The sequence below is a fragment of the Arthrobacter sp. K5 genome (assembly GCF_040448525.1).
GTDB lineage: Bacteria > Actinomycetota > Actinomycetes > Actinomycetales > Micrococcaceae > Arthrobacter > Arthrobacter globiformis.
Genome location: NZ_CP159279.1, coordinates 4,473,839 through 4,493,089, shown reverse-complemented (window position 1 = coordinate 4,493,089; position 19,251 = coordinate 4,473,839). Strand labels below are relative to the sequence as shown.

Here is a 19,251-nt window from a genome sequence, read left to right as displayed (position 1 = left end):
CCGGGGAGGCCCCGCCCGTCGTCGGCTTAACGGCGTAGGGCGCCTACTCCCGTCGGAGTAGACGCCCCACCGGCACCCTAACCTCGGCCAGGGAACCCTGCCGGCGTGGGCCCAGCCTGTCGGATCCTAGCGGAGGCCTGCCTGGCGTTCCGCGGTTTCCACCACGTTGGCCAGGAGCATGGCGCGGGTCATCGGACCCACGCCGCCCGGGTTCGGGGACAGCCAGGCGGCGACGTCGGCGGCGTCGGGGTGGACGTCACCGGTGACCACCGCCTTGCCGGTGCCGTCGTCAACACGGCTCACGCCGACGTCGAGCACGATGGCGCCGGGCTTCAGGTCCCCCGCCTTGACCAGGTGCGGCACGCCGGCCGCGGCGATCACGACGTCGGCCTGCCGGAGTTCGGCGGGCAGGTCGGCGGTGCCGGTGTGCGCCAGAACGACGGTGGCGTTGACGTCCTTGCGGGTCAGCAGCAGTCCCACCGGGCGGCCGATGGTGACGCCGCGCCCGACCACGAGGACGCGCTTGCCCTTCAGGTCAATGCCGTGGCGGCTAAGCAGTTCCACGCAGCCCTTGGGGGTGCAGGGCAGCGGGGACTTCATGGGGCCGCTGATGTTGGCCACGAGGCGGCCCAGGTTCATCGGGTGCAGGCCGTCGGCGTCCTTGTCCGGATCCATGGCCTCCAGGATGACGTCCTGGTCGATGTGCTTGGGCAGCGGCAGCTGGACGATGTAGCCCGTGCACTCCGGGTTGTCGTTCAGCTCACGGACCACGGCCAGGAGCTCGTCCTGGGTGGTTTCCTCGGGCAGGTCGCGGCGGATGGAGTTGATGCCCACCTCGGCGCAGTCCTTGTGCTTGCCGCCCACGTACCAGGTGCTGCCGGGGTCAGACCCCACCAGAATGGTGCCCAGTCCCGGAGTGACGCCCTTGGCCTTGAGTGCGGCCACGCGTTCGGTCAGCTCGGCCTTGATGGCAGCGGCGGTAGCCTTGCCGTCAAGGATCTGCGCGGTTTTTGCGGTTTCAGTCACGGATCACCACTGCTCGTGCTGCGGGTACAGCGGGAAGTCGGCAGCGAGCTTGTCCACGCGGGACTGCAGGGCCTCGATGTCGGTGGCGGAGCCGGCCTTCAGCGCCGTGGCGATGATCTCGGCAACCTCGGTGAACTCCGTGGCACCGAAGCCGCGGGTGGCCAGGGCCGGGGTGCCGATGCGCAGGCCGGAGGTGACCATCGGCGGGCGCGGGTCGAACGGCACGGCGTTGCGGTTGACGGTGATGCCCACGGAGTGCAGGAGGTCCTCGGCCTGCTGGCCGTCCAGCTGCGAGTTGCGCAGGTCCACCAGCACCAGGTGAACGTCGGTGCCGCCGGTGAGGACGGAGACGCCGGCCTCGGCAACATCGGACTGGTTGAGGCGGTCGGCGATGATCTTGGCGCCTTCCAGGACGCGTTCCTGGCGCTCCTTGAATTCGGCGGTGCCGGCGATCTTGAAGGCCACGGCCTTGGCGGCGATGACGTGCATGAGGGGTCCGCCCTGCTGGCCGGGGAAGACGGCGGAGTTGAGCTTCTTGGCCCATTCCTGCTTCGCCAGGATGACGCCGGAGCGCGGCCCGGACAGCGTCTTGTGCACGGTGGAGGTGACGACGTCGGAGTGCGGGACCGGGCTCGGGTGCAGTCCGGCGGCGACGAGGCCGGCGAAGTGCGCCATGTCGGTCCAGAGCAGGGCGCCGACCTCGTCGGCGATCGAACGGAACGCGGCGAAGTCGAGGTGGCGCGGGTATGCGGACCAGCCGGCGATGATGACCTGGGGCTTTTCGGCGATGGCCTGCTCGCGCAGCTTGTCCATATCGATCCGGAAGTTGTCTTGCTCCACCTGGTAGGCGGCAACTTCGTAGAGCTTCCCGGAGAAGTTCAGCTTCATGCCGTGCGTGAGGTGACCGCCGTGTGCCAGGGAGAGGCCCAGGATCTTGTCCCCCGGGGTGATCATGGCGTGGAGCGCGGCAGCGTTGGCCTGCGCGCCGGAGTGCGGCTGGACGTTGGCATACTCGGCACCGAACAGGGCCTTGACGCGGTCGATCGCCAGCTGCTCGGCGACGTCCACGTACTCGCAGCCACCGTAGTAGCGGCGGCCCGGGTAGCCCTCGGCGTACTTGTTGGTCAGAACGGAGCCCTGGGCTTCCATGACCGCGCGGGGCGCGAAGTTTTCGGAGGCGATCATTTCCAGGGTGCCGCGCTGGCGGCCGAGTTCCTGGTCCAGGACTGCGGCGATCTCGGGATCGAGTTCAGCCAGCGGCTGGTTGCTGACGGAGGAAGTGCTAACGGAAGTCGGTGAAGTGGTCACGAAGAACTCCTGGCTAGGGACGGGCACTGCTAAAGGTCAGGCTACCGGCTGGAACGTTGCTCCGCCCTTAGATGACTCCATCCGGAATGGTTTCCGGGCGCGGGACTATTAAGGGCGCCGCAGCGCACTGGGTGGCTGCTCTTCGAGAAGCGCAGCGCTACCGGCAAAACATGACCCTCGGCCCAGGCGTACGATCCGTGGTCTTCGTGAATGCCGCTCCCTGGTGGTTAGCCACCCAAACGCCAGTTGCGACGCCACAACACTATCAAAAGCGGCGCCGACGCGCGGGTAGGCTGTTCTTCGTGAATGAAGACCAGCTCGCCAAATCGTACGTAGTAACCCTGTCCTGCCCCGACCGCCCCGGAATTGTGCACGCCGTCGCCGGCGCCCTGCTCGTGGCCGGCTGCAATATTACGGACTCCCAGCAGTACGGCAGCGAGTCCACAGGCACTTTCTTCATGCGCGTGGAGGCCACCACCACCGCCTCCCAGGCCGAGGTGGTTGCCGCCCTGGAGCCCGTGGCCGAGGCCTTCGGCATGCAGTGGAACCTGAACCCCGTAGGCCGGAAAGTGCGAACGCTGCTGATGGCCAGCAAGTCCGCCCACTGCCTGAACGACCTCCTGTTCCTGCAGCGCTCCGGCACCCTGCCCATCGAGGTTCCCGCTATTGTCTCCAACCACCGGGACCTGGCCGGGCTGGCCGAGTTCTACGGCATCCCGTTCCACTACATCCCGGTGACGGCCGACACGAAGGAACAGGCCGAGGACCAGCTGCGCAAGATCATCGCCGAAGAGGGCGTCGAACTAACCGTCCTGGCCCGCTACATGCAGATCATCTCGGACGACTTGTGCACTGAGCTGACCGGCAAGGCCATCAACATCCACCACTCCTTCCTGCCGTCCTTCAAGGGCGCCAAGCCCTACCACCAGGCCCATGCGCGCGGAGTGAAACTGATCGGCGCCACCGCGCACTACGTCACCGCCGCGCTGGACGAGGGCCCGATCATCGAACAGGAAGTCATCCGGGTGGACCACGCGCGCACGCCGGAGCAGTTCGTGCAGATGGGCCGGGACGTGGAAGGCCGCACCCTCGCCCAGGCCGTGCAGTGGCACGCCGAACACCGCGTGTTGCTGGACGGCAACCGGACAGTCGTCTTTAACTGATGCTCCGCCGCTAAATTCGCCGCCGCGGGCCGTGCGCCGCGGCGGCGGTTCCCACGCGGCGGGTTTTAACCAAGACTGGTTAACACGATGACTCTGCTGACGGAAACCTCACTGGAACCCTTCATCGCCCTGCTCAAGGCCCAAGGCAGGCACGCCGTGCTGGACGTGTGCTGCGGCCCGGGCGACGACGGCCTCCGGTTCGTCCAGGCCGGAATCCACTACACGGGCGTTGATCCCTTCGACGGCAACGTCAGGTACGCCATGGCCCGCCGCCTGAGTGTGTCCGTGGCGGAGCCCTCGCGCCTGCCTTTCGCCGCGAATACGTTCCCCGCGGTCTGGGCGGTCCAGTCACTCGAAGGGCTGACAGCAGACCAGGCGGAAGACGTCATGCGGGAGCTAGAGCGCGTGGCAGAGCCCGGTGCGCCGATCGCCGTCGTCCTTCCCTGACTGCCGCCGAGCTGCTGTGGCCGCTCAGCGCCCGCCGCTATCCCCGGTCCGCTGTCTTCGGTCCGCTTGGACAGGCAGTTGGCTGCGCTGGGCAACGGTCGGCCGGTTGAGCCGGACGCGGACCGCGGCGCCGGCGCAGAGTATGACGGCAAGTCCGCCAACAATGGTCGCCCACGTCAGCTGCTCGCCAAGCAAAACCGCGGCCCAACAGATGCTCATCACCGGCTGCGCGAGCTGGACCTGGCTCACTTGGGACATGGGACCGATGGCCAGGCCGCGGTACCAGGCAACGAAGCCCAGAAACATGCTGACGACGCCGAGGTAAGCCAAGGCAGCCCACTGCACCGGCGTGGCCGCGGGCGGCTGCTGCGACACGGAGAAAACCACTAGCGCCGTCATCAGGGGCGAGGCGAGGACGAGTGCCCAGGATATGGTCTGCCACGCGCCGAGTTCGCGGGCCAGCAGCCCTCCCTCGGCGTACCCCACGGCCGCGGCCAGCACCGCGCCGAAGAACAGCAGGTCCGTCCCATGCAGTTGGCCGAAGCCCCCCGGCTGTGCGCTGGCGAATGCGACGGCGGCGATGGCGCCCGCTCCTGTCGCGATCCAAAATGCTGCCCGTGGACGCTCGCGGCCGCGGAGCACCGCCATCGTTGCAGTCGCAGCCGGGAGCAGGGCGATCACCACGGCCCCATGGCTGGCCGGCGCGGCGGTGAGGGCGAAGGACGTAAGCATCGGGAAGCCGACGACGACGCCGCCGGCGACCACCGCCAGACGAAGCCACTGCACACCGCGCGGCAGGCGCTGGCGTGTCAGCAACAGGGCTGCGGCGGCCAGGACAGCCGCCAGCACCGCCCGGGCCGAGCCAATGAACAGCGGCGACAGCCCCTCCACGGCGAGGCGGGTAAAGGGAACAGTGAACGAGAAAGCCACTACGCCCAGGAGGCCCCACCAGATTCCGGCAGGTGAGGCAGCGCCGTGTGGCGAGCCGGCGCCTGACGTAGTTGGCGACGGTATCACTGGGCGGACTGGAACAGTAGCGCTACTATTGTCTCTCATGAACAACGATAGCAGCTCCCGGATCGCGTCGCGATTGAGGGAATGGGTTGCCGCGGCCGCACCGGGATCGCGTCTGCCGTCGACGCGGTCGCTCGTCGCGGAGCACCAGGCCAGCCCCGTTACTGTCCAAAAGGCATTGCAGGCCCTCACGAGGGAGGGCGTGATCGAGAGCCGTCCGGGGGTGGGGACATTCGTGCGGGCCGTCCGGACCGCGCGGCCCTCGGACTACGGCTGGCAGACCGCGGCCCTGCGGTCACCGCAGGCACCGCTTCGGCCAGGTTCCGCTGCGATGCGCACCGCATCGAACGACGTCATTGCGTTCCATTCCGGCTATCCGGACCGCGAGCTCCTGCCGGAGCGGCTGGTGCGCGCGGCGCTCACGCGGGCGGCCCGCGGCGAGGCAGCGTTGTCCCGTCCCCCGGCGGCAGGGCTTCCCGAGCTGCAATCCTGGTTTGCCCATGAGCTGGGAAGCTCCACCCCGGCCGGCATTACGCCGCCAACCCCGAGCGACGTCGTCGTGCTTCCGGGCAGCCAAAGTGGCCTCAGCTCCATCTTCAGGGCGCTCGTCGGCTACGGACAGCCGCTCCTCATGGAGTCCCCGACCTACTGGGGAGCCATCCTGGCCGCGGCGCAGGCCGGAGTCCGGGTCATCCCCGTACCGAGCGGCACCGGCGGACCGGACCCGGCCGAGCTGGCGCGCGCCTTCGAGGAGACGGGCGCCCGGATGTTCTATGCACAGCCGAACTACGCAAACCCCACCGGCGCGCAGTGGGACGGCCGGCGCGGCGAACAGGTACTGGACGTCGTGCGCAAGAACGGCGCCTTCCTCCTCGAGGACGACTGGGCACACGACTTCGGCATCACCACCACACCCCAACCCGTGGCGGCCCGCGACGATTCGGGCCACGTTGTGTACCTCCGTTCACTGACCAAGAGCGTCTCCCCTGCCATCCGCGTGGCCGCCGTCATCGCCCGCGGCCCGGCGCGCGAACGCATCCTGGCCGACCGGGCAGCCGAGTCGATGTATGTCAGCGGCCTGCTCCAGGCCGCTGCACTCGACGTCGTCACGCAGCCGGCCTGGCAGACCCATCTGAGGAGCCTCCGGCACCAGCTCCAGTCCCGCCGCGATCTGCTGCTCACGAGCCTGATTCAGCACGCGCCCCAGGCCCACATCGAGAATGTCCCCAAGGGTGGGCTGAACCTGTGGGCACGTCTTCCGGACGGGACCGACGCCGAACAGCTCGCCCGGAACTGCGAAAGCGCCGGCGTGATCATTGCTGCCGGAGCGGAGTGGTTCCCGGCCGAACCTGCCGGGCCTTTCATCCGGCTCAACTACGCGGGCCCCAACCCGGGCGCCTTCACCGAAGGCACCCGGATTCTCGGCGAGCAGCTCTCACGGGCCCTCGGGTAATTCTCCTGTTCCGCGCGCACCTAGGATGGGAGTCGTCTTGGTGCGAAGCGCCGGCAGCACGCCGGCCAGGGCTCCAGCAATGAGAAAGGACAATACTTCTTGGGCTACGTCTATCTGGCGCTGGCGATCGCCGCGGAGGTCCTGGGCACCAGCCTCCTGAAATCGACAGAAGGATTTAGCCGGCTCTGGCCCAGCGTCTGGTGCCTGGGCTCCTACGGAATTGCCTTCGCGCTGCTGTCGCAGGTGATCAAGAGTGTGCCGGTCGGCGTGGCCTATGCCCTCTGGTCGGGCCTCGGAACTGTTGCCATCGTGGCCATCGGCGCCGTCTTCCTCGGCGAGGAACTGAACCCCATGAAGGTCCTCGGGATCGCACTGGTGGTGGCCGGCGTCGTCGTCCTGAACGTCGGCGGAGCACACTGACGGGCGCTCCGGGAAGACGGTACTCAAGGCCCGGCTTGTCCTAGGCTTGGGGCATGGCTCCCATTTATCCCTTCGCCGGCGACACGCCGGACATCCACCCCTCCGTGTTCGTTGCCCCGACGGCGTCGATCATCGGCCGTGCCACGCTCGCCGAGGACGCCAGCGCGTTCTACGGCGTCTCGGTGCGTGCGGACACCGCCGCCATCACCGTGGGCACCGGCAGCAACCTGCAGGACAACGTGGTCCTGCACGCCGACCCCGGTTTCCCCTGCAGCGTCGGGGCGCGCGTCAGTGTCGGGCACAGCGCCGTCGTCCATGGCTGCACCGTCGAGGACGACTGCCTCATCGGCATGAGCGCCACCATCCTCAACGGAGCGGTGATCGGCGCCGGATCGCTCGTGGCGGCCGGAGCCGTCGTGCTGGAAGGCACGGTCGTCCCGCCCCGCTCGCTCGTGGCCGGGGTCCCGGCCAAGGTCCGCCGCGAACTCACCGATGAGGAGTTCGACGGCGTGAAGGGGAACGCGGCGCGCTACCGCGAGCTCGCCCGGGCGCACCGCGAACTCCACTGGCACAACCGCTGAGCCGAGGACCCGCATCCGGTGCCAGGACGCCAAAACGGTCGGGGGACACCCGGAGTCGGGTGTCCCCGGACCGCTGGCGCGTCCCAGTACCATTCCGGTGTCGCCGGCTCCGCCCACCTAGTCCAGGCTGATCGGTCCCAGCTCGTCCAGCAGGTCGCCGGGGCCGGGGTTGCCCGGTGCCGATGAGCCGCCGAGGTGGTTCAGCACGCCCCACACCGCGTTCAGCCCCGTGGTCACTGCCCCCTCGGCCCAGCCGGCGGTGAAGGAGACGTCGTCGCCGGCGAGGAAGATCCCGCGCTGGCTTTCCGGCAGCCGGTCCTGCTTGAAGTGGGTGAACAGCCGCTGCTGGTAGCGGTAGTGGCCGGGCAGGTTCGCCTTGAACGCGCCCATGAAGTTGGGGTCGGCCTCCCAGGAGACGGTGATGGGCTGGCCCACGATGTGGCTGGCGATGTCCACGCCGGGGTAGATCTGCTCGAGGGAGTGCAGCATCAGCTCCACCCGTTCGTCGGCGTCGAGTGCCAGCCACTTCAGGGCGTCATCGTTCCAGGTGTAGGACAGCAGGATCACGGCCGGCTGGTCGGGCCCGTTGTCCAGCAGGTACGTGGCGCGGTTAAGCCGGTCCGTGAGCGTCATGGACAGCACTTCCCGGCCCGTCTCCGGATCGATGTCCTTCCAGAACGGCCGGTCCACCATCACGAACGTCTTGGACGACTGCATGTAGTGCGAGCGCTCGATCGCCGTCCACAGCTCAGCCGGGAACAGCGCCTCCTCGGTGTGGATCCGGGTGGACAGCAGCCACGACTGGCAGGTGGTGACCACGGCCGGGTAGGTGGCTTCCCTCCCCCAGCGTTCCCGGATGCGGAGGTTGCCGTCGGCGTCGCGGCTGATCCGTTCCACCGCTCCGCGCGGGGAGCCGGAGTGCAGGGACGCCAGGGACGTCCCCTCCGGCCAGTGCGCCATGCCCGACGGCGCGTGGCGCCAGAGTGCCTCGGGGAGCCTTTGCGCTCCCCCGGCGATGAGCCGGTGCTGGTCGTCGGCGTCGGTATAGACGACGCGGAGGATTTCCAGGATCGAGTTGGGGAAGTCGGTGTCCCAGCCGCCGGTGCCGAAGCCGACCTGGCCGAACGCCTCGCGGTGCGCGAAGCCCGCCCTCCGGAACGACTGGCTGCCGGCGATGAAGCCGTAGAAAGTCTCCTCGTCGAGCTCCGGAAGAAGCTCATTCCACAGCTCCTTGATCCGGGTTGTGTCCCGCGCCCGGATGGCCTCCTGCATCTGGGTGAACTGCGCGCCGTCGTTCACGGCCGCCTTCCAGGCATCGGCCACTTCGCGGAAGAACGGCGGCAGGTCCGCGGAGGTGGCGGCGTAGTGCTTCTGCCCCGCCAGTTCAATCACGGTGCTGGAGGTCACCGGTGCCAGCGGGTTGGGGAAGTCCCGCGTCTCCAGGCCCAGCAGGTCCACATAGTGGTAAAACGCCTTGCCTGACACCGGGAACCGCATGCCGCCCAGGTCCGCCACCACATCCGGGGCTGACGGGAAGCTGGCGGTGCGCAGGCGCCCGCCGAGCTGGTCCGCTTCGTAGAGCACCGGACGCAGCCCGAGCCGCATCAGTTCGTACGCCGTCACCAGCCCGGACAGCCCGGCGCCCACCACGGCGACTTCGGTGCCGTGCAGTTCCGGCGGGACCGAACCAAGGCCGTCCGGGTGGGACAGGTAGTGGTCGTAACTGAACGGGAAGTCCGGGTTCAGCATGGTCACCGGGGCCTGGCCCGGTGATCCGGCCCCGGGCAAGATGCCCGGTGCTGCGGTGGTGGTGCTGGACGGATCGGATGCCGGCAGTTCGGTGGCGGTTGTCATGGAAGGTGTGTCTCCGTGGTCTCGTCTGTTGTCTTACTGGTGAAAGATTGTCGCTTCAGCGGGTGCGGGAGTTGGGGAAAAATCACGGCCGGATAGCTCACGGTATTCCTCCTGCCCCAGCGCGGCCACCCGCGAGTGCCTCCTGCCGTAGCCGAAGTAGGCGGCCAGTCCCACGAGCATCCAGACTCCGAAGGTCACCCACGTTTCGGCACCCAGGTTGGCCATCAGGTAGACGCACATCAGTGCGCCCAGGATCGGTGTCAGCGGGAACAGCGGAACCCGGAAGGTCCGCCTGAGCTCCGGCCGAGTGCGGCGAAGGTAGATGACGGCCACGTTCACCAGGGCGAAGGCGAACAGGGTGCCGATGCTGGTGGCATCCGCGAGCGCCCCGAGCGGGACCAGCCCGGCGGTGAGGGCGACGGCGATTCCCACGATCAGAGTTCCGGCAACGGGTGTGCCGGTTCGGTGGGAGACGCGGCCAAAGACGCCGGGCACCAGCCCGTCGCGGGACATGGAAAGAAGGATGCGGGTCTGTCCGTAGAGGACGGTCAGCACGATGCTGGCAATGGCGAGTACAGCGCCGACGGCGAACACCAGCGCAATCCACGGCTGGCCGGTGACTTCCTCCAGGATCTTCACCAGGGCAGCCTCGGTGCCGTCGAACCAGCCCCACGGGCGGGCGCCGATGGCGGCAACGGCAACCAGCACGTAGATGGTGGTCACTATCAGCATGGACAGCATGATGGCCCGGGGCAGGTCGCGCTTGGGATTGCGGGCCTCCTCACCTGCCGTGGAGGCGGCGTCGAAGCCGATGTAGGAGAAGAACACCCGGGAGGCGGCAGCCGAGACGCCGGCGGCGCCCATGGGCAGGAGCGGCTCGAAGTGGCCGCCGTTGAAGGCGGTAAAGGCCACGGCGCAGAAGAAGGCCAGGATGCCCACCTTGACCAGCACGATCGCAGTGTTGATCCACGCGCTCTCCTTGGCGCCGCGGACCAGCAGGACCATGGCCAGCACCACGATCACCATGGCCGGGATGTTGACCAGGCCGCCGTCGCCCGGAGGCTGCGACACCGCATCCGGCAGGGCCAGCCCGAACACCGCCAGCGCTTCGTTGACGTACTGGCCGGCGCCCACTGCCACCGCTGCCACGGAAACGGCGTACTCAAGCACGAGGCACCAGCCGCAGATCCAGGCCATGCCCTCACCCATGGTGGCGTACGTGTAGGAGTAGCTGGAGCCCGCCGCCGGCACCAGGCCAGCCATTTCGGCGTAGGACACGGCGGAAAGCAGCGCGGCCAGTCCGGCAATGGCGAACGAGATCCAGATGGCCGGCCCGGCCAGCGGCACGGATTCGCCCAGGATCACGAGGATGCCGGTGCCGAGCGTGGCGCCCACGCTGATCATCGTCAGCTGCATGACCCCGAAGCTGCGGACCAGACGGGTTCCCCCATGGCCGGTCTCGGCTTCCTGGACCATCTGCCCGATCGGCTTGCGGCGGAGCAGCTGGGCTGCCAGCCCGGGGCGGCCGGCCTGCACCGGAGGCCGCTGTCCTGCTTGGGTGGGCACAGTCATCATTGACGTCCGTTCGTGAGTAGTTGGGGGCTTTCCGTCGCTCCAGCCTAGGCGTGTGAGTCACCTCTCAATGCTGTGCAAAATGACCTAGAGTGTTCTGGCATGGGACGTAATGCACAACAGGCTGGTGCGCCTGAGACGGCTGGCGGCACTTCTCCGGCGGGCGGTTCGGCGGCGGAACATCAGAGCGGTGTCACCCTGGACCAGCTCCTGGCGAAGCTGCCTTCCGAACTTCTGATGCTGCACGACGGCGGCAACGGCTCCCGCCTGCTGCGGTGGGTTGAGCCGAGTGAGCTCGAGGACCCCACGCCCTACCTGCTCGACGGCGAATTCCTCCTCACGGCGGGGTTGCCCTTCGTTGGCGCCGCAGATGGCGGTGCAGGCGCCGACAGCTCCGCCGGCGCCGGGGCTGGCGCGTATGTCCGGCGCCTGGTGCAGGCCGGGGTCGTGGCACTCGGCTTTGGCCTGGAGCCGTACTTCAGTGCTGTCCCGGAGGCGGTGGTGGAAGCCTGCATCCGGCAGAACCTGACGCTCGTGCAGGTGCCGAGTACCGTTCCGTTCGCCGCGATTGGCCTCGAGTTCTCCCGGCTCCTGGAATCGGACAACGCGAAACTGTTCAGGCATCTCGCGGACACCAACCGGCAGCTGATGCGCGCCGTCCTGTCCGCCCGGCCGGAACACGAACTGCTCGCCGCCCTGGCCCAGCGCGTTCCGGTGTGGGCCATGCTGATGGGCGCCGACGGGCGGCTGCGCGCCCGGGCGGGCTCCGGCGTCGAGGCTGCAGCCCTGCAGCCCCTGCTCGGCCGGCTCCTGGGCGGAAGCGGCCCCCGCGTGGAGATGGATTCCCTGGACCGCCCCGGCTCCCGGCTCGTGTTCGGACATCCGCTGCGCAGCACCCGCGACGCCAACCTCGGGGCGCTGGTGCTGGGCACCGACACGCCGCTGACCCCGGCGCAGAACAGCGTTGTCTCCTCCGCCGTCGGACTTCTGGAGCTCCTGGTCCGGCAACGGACCAGCGGGTCACTGGCCCCGAGCCAGCTGGCGACGTCGCTGCTGCTGCATCCGGACAGCCTGTCCGCCGGCGGGGCGCGGCACATCAACGGACTCCGCGACCTGCTGGCCCAGAGCACTTCGTCCACGCGTTCCGGTCCGCTGCGCATAGTGCAGGGAATCAGGGCAGTGCAGGGAATCGGCGCAGTGCAGGGCACCGGTCCGGATCAGGCCGCCGGGCGCGCCGGCGACAGCCCGGTGCGGGAGCTGCTGCAGTGGCGCCGCCTGTTCGACACCAAGCTCGTGGAGCTCACCGACTACGGCTTCGCCGCCATCACCAGGCTCAAGGTGGACGACGCACTGCTGGGCGAAGTCGAGAAGCTGGGGTGGCGGCTGGTCATCGGGGACGTCACCGAGCTCACCGACCTGAGCAGCGCCAACCAGCGGGTGACGGCGCTGCGGCAGCGCGTCCAGACAACCGGCAAGAGTGCCAGGGTGGGTGAAGTGACGTGGACGGTCGCCGGGCTGCTGGGTCATGAAGCCGGCACCATGCTGGCTGGCCGGCTGCTGGAACCGGTGCTCAGCCAGGACAGCGACCGCCGGACCGCGCACCTGTCCGTCCTGAGGGCATGGCTCGGTGAGAACGGGAACTGGGATGCCACCGCCAAGGCGCTGGGCCTGCACCGCAACAGCGTCCGGCGGCAGATCAACGCGGTGGCCGAGCTGTTGGACACCGACCTGAACCAGGCGCAGGTCCGGGCCGAACTCTGGATTGCGCTGCAGTACGTGGACGAGCTGCCGCACTCCTAGCTGGACCCTATGAAGGCGTTGCGGCGCCGCCGTCCTCTTCGGCGCGGCGGGCTTCCTCCCAGGCGCGGTAAACATCCGGCCGCCGTTCGCGCAGGTAGGGCACGGCATCGCGTGCCTGGCGGGCCGCCTCGGCACTGACCTCGGCGTACAGCAGTTCCGGGTGGGGACCGGCCGCGGCGAGCAGTCCGCCGTCGGGGCCGGCGATGACGCTTCCGCCGAGGAATGTGCAGCCGTCCTCCTCCCCGGAGTGGTTGGCATACGCCACCGTCAGCTGGCTCTCCAGCGCCCGGGCCCGCAGCAGCAGCTGCGGCACCGATTCGAAGCCGTGGGCCAGCGCCGTGGGAACCAGGAGCAGGTGCGCACCGGCCGCGGCCGCCGCGCGCACCGTTTCGGGAAACTCCACGTCGTAGCAGATGGCCAGCGAGGTTTTGATGCCACCCACATCGACGACGGCGGGGGCTGCTTCCGCGGGGCTGAACGCCCTGCGCTCCTCCGGGCCAAAAAGGTGCACCTTGGCGTAGCTCAGGAGTTCGTCCCCGCGGCCGTCCAGGACCGTCGCGGTGATCTGCCACTGCCCGTCGGCCGTGACGGCGGGCAGGCTGTAGACCAGGGCGATCCGGCGCGCGGCAGCGATGCCCGCAAGGGTACGCCGGATCGCGGGCAGAGTATCGGGGTCCAGCTCCGCCCTGATGCGCAGTGGCGCATAACCCACCGGAAATAGCTCCGGGGTCAGGAGCACGGCAGCACCCGCCTCCGCGGCCCGCTGAGCCGCCCGGTCGATGGCTGCGCAGTTCCGTTCGATGTCCAAAACACTGGAGTTCGCCTGCATCAGCGCCAGCTTCACCGTGATCACCTCAAGTCTTCGTGGCCGCCCAACAGTGGACGTCGTTTTCTTCAGCGTATCCGCGGGCGGCACCGGCGATTCCGGTCCATTTGCACCGACCAGCGCTGCCAGTGGGACGGATCGCCCGGCACCCGCACCCATCCGCATGCTGGGGCATTGCGTTAACTTCTTGACTACAAGGCTGCTGATGGTGCAATGTTCATTTCATGCCCTCACCATCGCGCTCAACGAGGAGCCGAACCAAAAACCCCGGGTCGCAGTCCGCCCTCCGGCACCTGAACCAGCAGCGGATCATCGAATGCCTGCTCAACGGCCCCTCGACCCAGGCGGAGCTCGCGCGGCAGACGGGGCTGTCCACCGCGACAGTGTCCAACATCGTCAAAATCATGCAGGACTCCGGGCTGGCATCCACCGAGCCGACCACCAGCTCCGGGCGGCGCGCACTCAACGTCAGACTCAACAGCAACGGTGCCGTGGCGGTGGGCATCGACTTTGGCCGGCGGCACCTGCGGGTGGTTCTCGCCTCGCTCAGCTACCACGTCATCGCCGAGGAATCCGTGCTCCTGCCCCTCGGGCACCACGCGGAGCAGGGCATCCAGGCAGCCGTCGCCCTGCTCGACAAGCTGCTGGCTGACAGCGGGGCGGAGCGCACCGCCGTGGTGGGTGCCGGCGTCGGGATCCCCGGCCCAATCGACCGCCGGACCAGCACGGTCGCCCAGGGGGCGATCCTGCCCGAGTGGGTGGGCATCGACATCCAGGAACGCCTCGAAGAGGCGTTCCAGTTCCCCATTTTCATAGACAACGACTCGAATCTGGGCGCCCTGTCCGAGGTGACGTGGGGGCCGCACAGCGGCATCAGCAACCTGCTGTTCATGAAGATCGGATCCGGCATTGGCGCGGGCCTGATCCTCAACGGCAACCAGTACTACGGCAACGTCGGGATCACCGGCGAAATCGGCCACGCGACCATCCACGAACACGGCCTGATCTGCCGCTGCGGCAACAGGGGGTGCCTGGAAACCATTGCCTCCACCACCACCATGATTGAGTTGCTGAGCCGGGGCGAGGAGCGCCCGCTCACGCCCGAGGACATCGTCCGCAAGGCGCTGGCGAGGGATGCCGCCACCCTGCGCGTCGTGGACGACGCGGGCCTTGCGGTGGGCAGGGCGCTGGGGAATGTGGCCAACCTGATCAACCCCGAGGTCATCGTGGTTGGTGGCCCCCTGGCCGGGCTGGGCGACATCTTGCTGGACCCGATCCGGCGCGGGCTGGTGCGGCATGCCGTGCCGGTCATCGGCGAAACCACCACCCTCACGATGTCCTCGCTGAACGACCGCGCGGAGGCTCTCGGCGCCGCAGCCCTGGTGTTCCAGCACGCCGGAATCCGGCGGACGTAGCGTTTCGTTATGCCGCCGTTGCGTTAAATACTTGACGACAACGGCATGCTCCATCTACTTTTTCATCAGACGGCCCTGCGGATTGCAGGGAAGACAACGAAGTCAATGCATTGGAGGCGTAAGGGCAAATGACGTCCCTCAACACGCAAAGCGAGCCGGTTCTCCTGGAGATGCGCTCCATCACCAAGGAATTCCCCGGCGTTAAAGCCTTGTCCGATGTGAGCCTGCGGGTGAAGGCCGGGGAAATCCACGCGATCTGCGGGGAGAACGGCGCCGGAAAGTCCACCCTCATGAAGGTCCTCTCCGGTGTGTACCCCTACGGCAGCTACAGCGGCGACATCGTGTACCAGAACGAGGTGCAGCAGTTCAAGGACATCCGGGCCAGCGAGCACGCCGGCATCGTGATCATCCACCAGGAACTGGCGCTCATCCCGGAGCTCTCCATTACGGAGAACATCTTCCTGGGCAACGAACCGGTCAAGCGCGGCGTGATCGACTGGGCCGAGGCCCGCACCAGGACCCGCGAGCTGCTTGCCCGGGTGGGGTTGCGGGAGAACCCGGATACCCCGGTGAAGGAAATCGGCGTCGGCAAGCAGCAGCTCGTGGAGATCGCCAAGGCGCTGAACAAGTCGGTTCGCCTGCTGATCCTGGACGAGCCCACCGCCGCGCTGAACGAATCCGACTCTCAGCACCTGCTGGACCTGATCCTGGGGTTGAAGGGCAAGGGCATCACGTCCATCATCATCTCCCACAAGCTCAACGAGATCGAGCAGATCGCCGACGAGATCACCATCATCCGCGACGGCAAGTCGATCGAGACGCTGAACGTAAAACGCGATGGCGTCGACGAGGACCGCATCATCAAGGGCATGGTGGGTCGCACCCTGGAATCGCGCTTCCCGGACCACACGCCCAAGATCGGCGAGGTGCTGTTCGAGGTCAAGAACTGGACCGTGGGGCATCCGCAGGTGCAGGACCGCCTGGTCTGCAAAGGCTCCAACTTCTTCGTCCGCCGCGGCGAGATCGTGGGTTTCGCAGGGCTAATGGGGGCCGGCCGCACCGAACTGGCACGCTCCGTGTTCGGCCGTTCCTACGGCCGTTTCATCACCGGCAGCATCTACAAGAACGGCAAGGAACTCCACCTCAAGAACGTCAAGCAGGCCATCGACGCCGGGCTCGGCTACGTCACCGAGGACCGGAAGTCCCTGGGCCTGAACCTTCTGGATGACATCAAGACCACCACGGTCTCGGCCGCGCTGCACAAGATCAGCAAGCACTTCGTGGTGGATGCCAACAAGGAATTCACGGTGGCTGAGCAGTACCGCAAATCGCTGCGGACCAAGACGCCCTCCGTGGAGGAAGGCGTCGCGAAGCTCTCCGGCGGCAACCAGCAGAAGGTGGTCCTGGCCAAGTGGATGTTCACCGATCCTGACCTGCTGATCCTGGACGAGCCCACCCGCGGCATCGACGTCGGCGCCAAGTACGAGATCTACGGCATCATCCAGCAGCTGGCCAACCAGGGCAAGGGCGTCATCGTGATCTCCTCCGAACTCCCCGAACTGCTGGGCCTCTCCGACCGGATCTACACCATCTTCGAAGGCGCCATCACCGGAGTCCTGAACAAGGACGACGCCAGCCAGGAAAGCCTGATGAAACTCATGACTTCCGCCCGAAAAACCGCCTGACCCTCTGGAACCCTCCAGAACCTTCCAGAACAAGGACTGACATAATGAACGCGCTCAAGAAGCTCTTTGGCGGCAACACCCGCCAATTCGGCATGATCTTCGCCCTGGTTGCACTGATCGTTTTCTTCCAATTCGCCACCGAAGGCCGCACGCTCACCCCGGGCAACGTCATCAACCTCTTCAACGGCAACTCCTACATCCTGATTCTGGCCATCGGCATGGTGCTGGTCATCATCGCCGGCCACATCGACCTGTCGGTCGGCTCGGTGGCGGCGTTCGTCGGCGTCACCGTGGCCCTGGCCATCAGGGACTGGGGCATCCCCTGGTACCTGGGTATCCTGCTTGGACTCGGGCTCGGCGTCCTGATCGGGGCCTGGCAAGGGTTCTGGACGGCCTATGTGGGGATACCAGCCTTCATCGTGACATTGGCCGGCATGCTGCTGTTCCGCGGCTTCAACCAGTTCGTCGGCAAGTCCAACACCATCCCGGTCCCCGCCGACTTCCAGTACATCGGCTCCGGATACCTTCCCGAGGTCGGCCCGAGCACCGGCTACAACAACCTCACCCTGCTCCTTGGCCTGCTGGGGGTGGCGTTCGTGATCTTCAGCGAACTCCGCGCCCGCCGCACCGCCAAGGCGCTCGGCGCTGAGGTCCCCGAAGGCTGGGTGGTGGTCACCAAGCTCGTGCTGGTCTGCGGTGCCATCCTGTACGCCACGTACCTGTTCGCCACGGGCCGCCCGGGAACGTCGTTCCCGATCCCCGGACTCATCCTCGCCGTCCTGGTCCTGATTTACGGCTTCATCTCCTCCAAGACGGTCGTCGGCCGCCACGTCTACGCCGTGGGCGGCAACCGGCACGCGGCTGAGCTCTCCGGCGTCCAGTCCAAGAAGGTCAACTTCCTGGTCATGATGAACATGTCCATCCTTGCCGGCCTGGCCGGCATGATCTTCGTGGGCCGCTCCACGGCGTCCGGCCCGTTCGACGGCGTGGGCTGGGAACTCGATGCGATCGCCGCTGTGTTCATTGGCGGCGCGGCTGTCACCGGCGGTGTGGGCACCGTGATCGGCTCGATCGTCGGTGGCCTGGTCATGGCCGTGCTGAACAACGGGCTGCAGCTGCTCGGCGTCGGTGCCGACCTGACCCAGATCATCAAGGGCCTGGTCCTGCTGATCGCCGTCGCATTCGACGTCTACAACAAGAGCCAGGGCAAGCGTTCCATCATCGGCTTGCTGACCCAGGGCTTCAACCGCCCCAGCGGCGGCACCCAGCTCCAGCCCGACGAAGTGACCTCCACGAAGGAAACCATCTCCCGGGAAGCCTGAGCACCGCCCGCTCCCCGGATGCATTTCCCACCCCTATAGAAAGTGAACCGAGCAAATGCGAATGATTGGTAATGCAGGAAAGGCGGCAGCAATCGCTGCCATTGCGGCACTGGCGCTGACAGCCTGCGGCCGTTCCGACTCCGGCACAACGGGCGGCGGCACCGCCGGCGGCGAGGCGTTCCCCAAAGACTCCTCGATCGGCGTCGCGCTCCCCCAGAAGACCTCGGAAAACTGGGTCCTGGCGGAGAAGCTGTTCAACGACGGCCTTAAGGACGCGGGCTTCAAGCCGGACGTCCAGTTCGCCAACGGCGGCGTCTCGGAGCAGCAGAACCAGATCAGCGCCATGATCACCAAGGGCGCCAAGGTCATCGTCGTCGGCGCGATCGACGGCGCCCAGCTGGGTACCCAGCTGAAGCAGGCCAAGGACGCCGGCGCCACCATCATCGCCTACGACCGCCTGCTGCTGAACACCGAGAACGTGGACTACTACGTGGCCTACGACAACTTCAAGGTGGGTGAGCTGCAGGGCAAGGCGCTGCTGGAAGGCATGCAGGCCAAGAAGCCGAACGGCCCGTACAACGTCGAGCTCTTCGCGGGTTCCCCTGACGATGCCAACGCCAAGGTCTTCTTCGACGGCGCCATGAGCGTTCTGAAGCCGAAGATCGACGACGGCACGCTGAAGGTGCTCTCCGGACAGAAGTCCTTCGAGCAGGCTGTCACCCAGGGCTGGAAGGCAGAAAACGCCCAGCGCCGTGCGGACACGCTCCTGACCGGCAGCTACACCTCCGCGTCGCTGGACGGCGTCCTGTCCCCGAACGACACCCTGGCCCGCGCGGTGCTGACCGCCGTCAAGGCTGCCGGCAAGCCGCTTCCGGTGGTCACCGGGCAGGACTCCGAGGTTGAGTCGGTCAAGTCGATCATGGCCGGCGAGCAGTACTCCACGATCAATAAGGACACCCGCAAGCTCGTGGAGCACGCGATCGTCATGGTCAAGGACATCCAGGCCGGCAAGACGCCTGAAATCAACGATGACAAGTCCTACAACAACAAGGTCAAGACCGTTCCCGCCTACCTGCTGGAGCCGGTCATCGTGACCAAGGAAAACGTCAAGACGGCCTACGTGGACGATCCGGTTCTCGGCCCGATCACCAAGTAGCGGCTTCCGCCACAGACGCCACAGAGCCCCGGCTCCCCGGAGGTGACCAGTTCACCCGGAGAGCCGGGGCTCTTCCGTTGCCACCGGACGCTCCACCGCTCCTCGCCTCACAGCGGAAACATAGGTTCAGCCCGTTTCCTGCACAGCAGCGGGCACCAATGTGGGATCCGAAGCCGGCCAATCCCCCGGCATGTGATCCCAAGGAGTGC

Annotated in this window: 16 protein-coding genes; 10 read left to right on the top strand and 6 right to left on the bottom strand. The window is 67.3% G+C overall.

Annotated features, from left to right (window positions below):
- Positions 1-126: 126 nt before the first annotated feature.
- The gene (locus ABRP34_RS20470; protein ID WP_353711583.1) at positions 127-1,026 is read right to left on the bottom strand and encodes a bifunctional methylenetetrahydrofolate dehydrogenase/methenyltetrahydrofolate cyclohydrolase; all 900 of its coding nucleotides are present in this window, start codon (positions 1,024-1,026) and stop codon (positions 127-129) included.
- Between the two features lie 3 nt (positions 1,027-1,029).
- Positions 1,030-2,334 (bottom strand): serine hydroxymethyltransferase, encoded by a 1,305-nt coding sequence (glyA, locus tag ABRP34_RS20465; protein WP_353711582.1) that lies wholly within the window; start codon positions 2,332-2,334, stop codon positions 1,030-1,032.
- A 302-nt stretch (positions 2,335-2,636) separates the two neighbouring features.
- Between glyA and purU the strand changes: the two genes are divergently transcribed.
- On the top strand, positions 2,637-3,497 hold the full coding sequence (purU, locus tag ABRP34_RS20460) for a formyltetrahydrofolate deformylase (protein ID WP_003798131.1): 861 nt from the start codon (positions 2,637-2,639) through the stop codon (positions 3,495-3,497).
- Between the two features lie 87 nt (positions 3,498-3,584).
- Positions 3,585-3,944 (top strand): class I SAM-dependent methyltransferase, encoded by a 360-nt coding sequence (locus tag ABRP34_RS20455; protein ID WP_353711581.1) that lies wholly within the window; start codon positions 3,585-3,587, stop codon positions 3,942-3,944.
- A 24-nt stretch (positions 3,945-3,968) separates the two neighbouring features.
- Here the strand turns inward: ABRP34_RS20455 and ABRP34_RS20450 are convergent, their stop codons facing one another.
- On the bottom strand, positions 3,969-5,000 hold the full coding sequence (locus ABRP34_RS20450) for a DMT family transporter (RefSeq protein WP_353711580.1): 1,032 nt from the start codon (positions 4,998-5,000) through the stop codon (positions 3,969-3,971).
- Between ABRP34_RS20450 and ABRP34_RS20445 the strand changes: the two genes are divergently transcribed.
- From ABRP34_RS20445 to ABRP34_RS20435, 3 genes are all read left to right on the top strand, one after another.
- Positions 4,999-6,411 carry a PLP-dependent aminotransferase family protein gene (locus ABRP34_RS20445; RefSeq protein WP_353711579.1) on the top strand — a complete coding sequence of 471 codons (1,413 nt, stop codon included), beginning with the start codon at positions 4,999-5,001 and terminating at the stop codon, positions 6,409-6,411. The genes ABRP34_RS20450 and ABRP34_RS20445 overlap by 2 nt on opposite strands.
- Positions 6,412-6,510: 99 nt before the next feature.
- A complete protein-coding gene (locus tag ABRP34_RS20440) occupies positions 6,511-6,831 on the top strand; it encodes a multidrug efflux SMR transporter (protein ID WP_003798137.1) in 321 nt (106 codons plus the stop codon).
- Positions 6,832-6,884: 53 nt separating this feature from the next.
- On the top strand, positions 6,885-7,412 hold the full coding sequence (locus ABRP34_RS20435) for a gamma carbonic anhydrase family protein (RefSeq protein WP_353711578.1): 528 nt from the start codon (positions 6,885-6,887) through the stop codon (positions 7,410-7,412).
- Positions 7,413-7,529: 117 nt separating this feature from the next.
- Here the strand turns inward: ABRP34_RS20435 and ABRP34_RS20430 are convergent, their stop codons facing one another.
- Both ABRP34_RS20430 and ABRP34_RS20425 read right to left on the bottom strand, forming a co-directional pair.
- On the bottom strand, positions 7,530-9,266 hold the full coding sequence (locus ABRP34_RS20430) for an NAD(P)/FAD-dependent oxidoreductase (RefSeq protein ID WP_353711577.1): 1,737 nt from the start codon (positions 9,264-9,266) through the stop codon (positions 7,530-7,532).
- A gap of 33 nt (positions 9,267-9,299) precedes the next feature.
- Entirely contained in the window at positions 9,300-10,838 is a 1,539-nt protein-coding gene (locus tag ABRP34_RS20425; protein WP_353713423.1) for an amino acid permease, read from the bottom strand.
- A 102-nt stretch (positions 10,839-10,940) separates the two neighbouring features.
- Between ABRP34_RS20425 and ABRP34_RS20420 the strand changes: the two genes are divergently transcribed.
- A complete protein-coding gene (locus tag ABRP34_RS20420; protein ID WP_353711576.1) occupies positions 10,941-12,638 on the top strand; it encodes a PucR family transcriptional regulator in 1,698 nt (565 codons plus the stop codon).
- Positions 12,639-12,645: 7 nt separating this feature from the next.
- Here the strand turns inward: ABRP34_RS20420 and ABRP34_RS20415 are convergent, their stop codons facing one another.
- Entirely contained in the window at positions 12,646-13,491 is an 846-nt protein-coding gene (locus ABRP34_RS20415) for a nitrilase-related carbon-nitrogen hydrolase (RefSeq protein WP_353711575.1), read from the bottom strand.
- A gap of 197 nt (positions 13,492-13,688) precedes the next feature.
- Here ABRP34_RS20415 and ABRP34_RS20410 point away from each other — a divergent pair, with 197 nt between their 5' ends.
- The 4 genes from ABRP34_RS20410 to ABRP34_RS20395 all read left to right on the top strand — a co-directional run bounded on the left by ABRP34_RS20410 (position 13,689) and on the right by ABRP34_RS20395 (position 19,042).
- On the top strand, positions 13,689-14,879 hold the full coding sequence (locus tag ABRP34_RS20410; RefSeq protein WP_353711574.1) for an ROK family transcriptional regulator: 1,191 nt from the start codon (positions 13,689-13,691) through the stop codon (positions 14,877-14,879).
- Between the two features lie 128 nt (positions 14,880-15,007).
- The gene (gene mmsA, locus ABRP34_RS20405; protein WP_003798151.1) at positions 15,008-16,564 is read left to right on the top strand and encodes a multiple monosaccharide ABC transporter ATP-binding protein; all 1,557 of its coding nucleotides are present in this window, start codon (positions 15,008-15,010) and stop codon (positions 16,562-16,564) included.
- 44 nt (positions 16,565-16,608) lie between these two features.
- On the top strand, positions 16,609-17,886 hold the full coding sequence (mmsB, locus tag ABRP34_RS20400) for a multiple monosaccharide ABC transporter permease (RefSeq protein ID WP_003798152.1): 1,278 nt from the start codon (positions 16,609-16,611) through the stop codon (positions 17,884-17,886).
- 55 nt (positions 17,887-17,941) lie between these two features.
- Positions 17,942-19,042, top strand: a complete 1,101-nt coding sequence (locus ABRP34_RS20395) for a sugar-binding protein (RefSeq protein ID WP_353711573.1) — start codon at positions 17,942-17,944, stop codon at positions 19,040-19,042.
- Positions 19,043-19,251: the final 209 nt, after the last annotated feature.

Bases quoted from the DNA above. Each gene is read 5' to 3' on its own strand.
- ABRP34_RS20455 (WP_353711581.1), top strand. From the start codon at position 3,585: ATGACTCTGCTGACGGAAACCTCACTGGAACCCTTCATCGCCCTGCTC.
- ABRP34_RS20445 (WP_353711579.1), top strand. From the start codon at position 4,999: ATGAACAACGATAGCAGCTCCCGGATCGCGTCGCGATTGAGGGAATGG.
- ABRP34_RS20450 (WP_353711580.1), bottom strand. From the start codon at position 5,000: ATGAGAGACAATAGTAGCGCTACTGTTCCAGTCCGCCCAGTGATACCG.
- ABRP34_RS20435 (WP_353711578.1), top strand. From the start codon at position 6,885: ATGGCTCCCATTTATCCCTTCGCCGGCGACACGCCGGACATCCACCCC.
- ABRP34_RS20430 (WP_353711577.1), bottom strand. From the start codon at position 9,266: ATGACAACCGCCACCGAACTGCCGGCATCCGATCCGTCCAGCACCACC.
- ABRP34_RS20425 (WP_353713423.1), bottom strand. From the start codon at position 10,838: ATGACTGTGCCCACCCAAGCAGGACAGCGGCCTCCGGTGCAGGCCGGC.
- ABRP34_RS20420 (WP_353711576.1), top strand. From the start codon at position 10,941: ATGGGACGTAATGCACAACAGGCTGGTGCGCCTGAGACGGCTGGCGGC.
- ABRP34_RS20410 (WP_353711574.1), top strand. From the start codon at position 13,689: ATGCCCTCACCATCGCGCTCAACGAGGAGCCGAACCAAAAACCCCGGG.
- mmsA (WP_003798151.1), top strand. From the start codon at position 15,008: ATGACGTCCCTCAACACGCAAAGCGAGCCGGTTCTCCTGGAGATGCGC.
- mmsB (WP_003798152.1), top strand. From the start codon at position 16,609: ATGAACGCGCTCAAGAAGCTCTTTGGCGGCAACACCCGCCAATTCGGC.
- ABRP34_RS20395 (WP_353711573.1), top strand. From the start codon at position 17,942: ATGCGAATGATTGGTAATGCAGGAAAGGCGGCAGCAATCGCTGCCATT.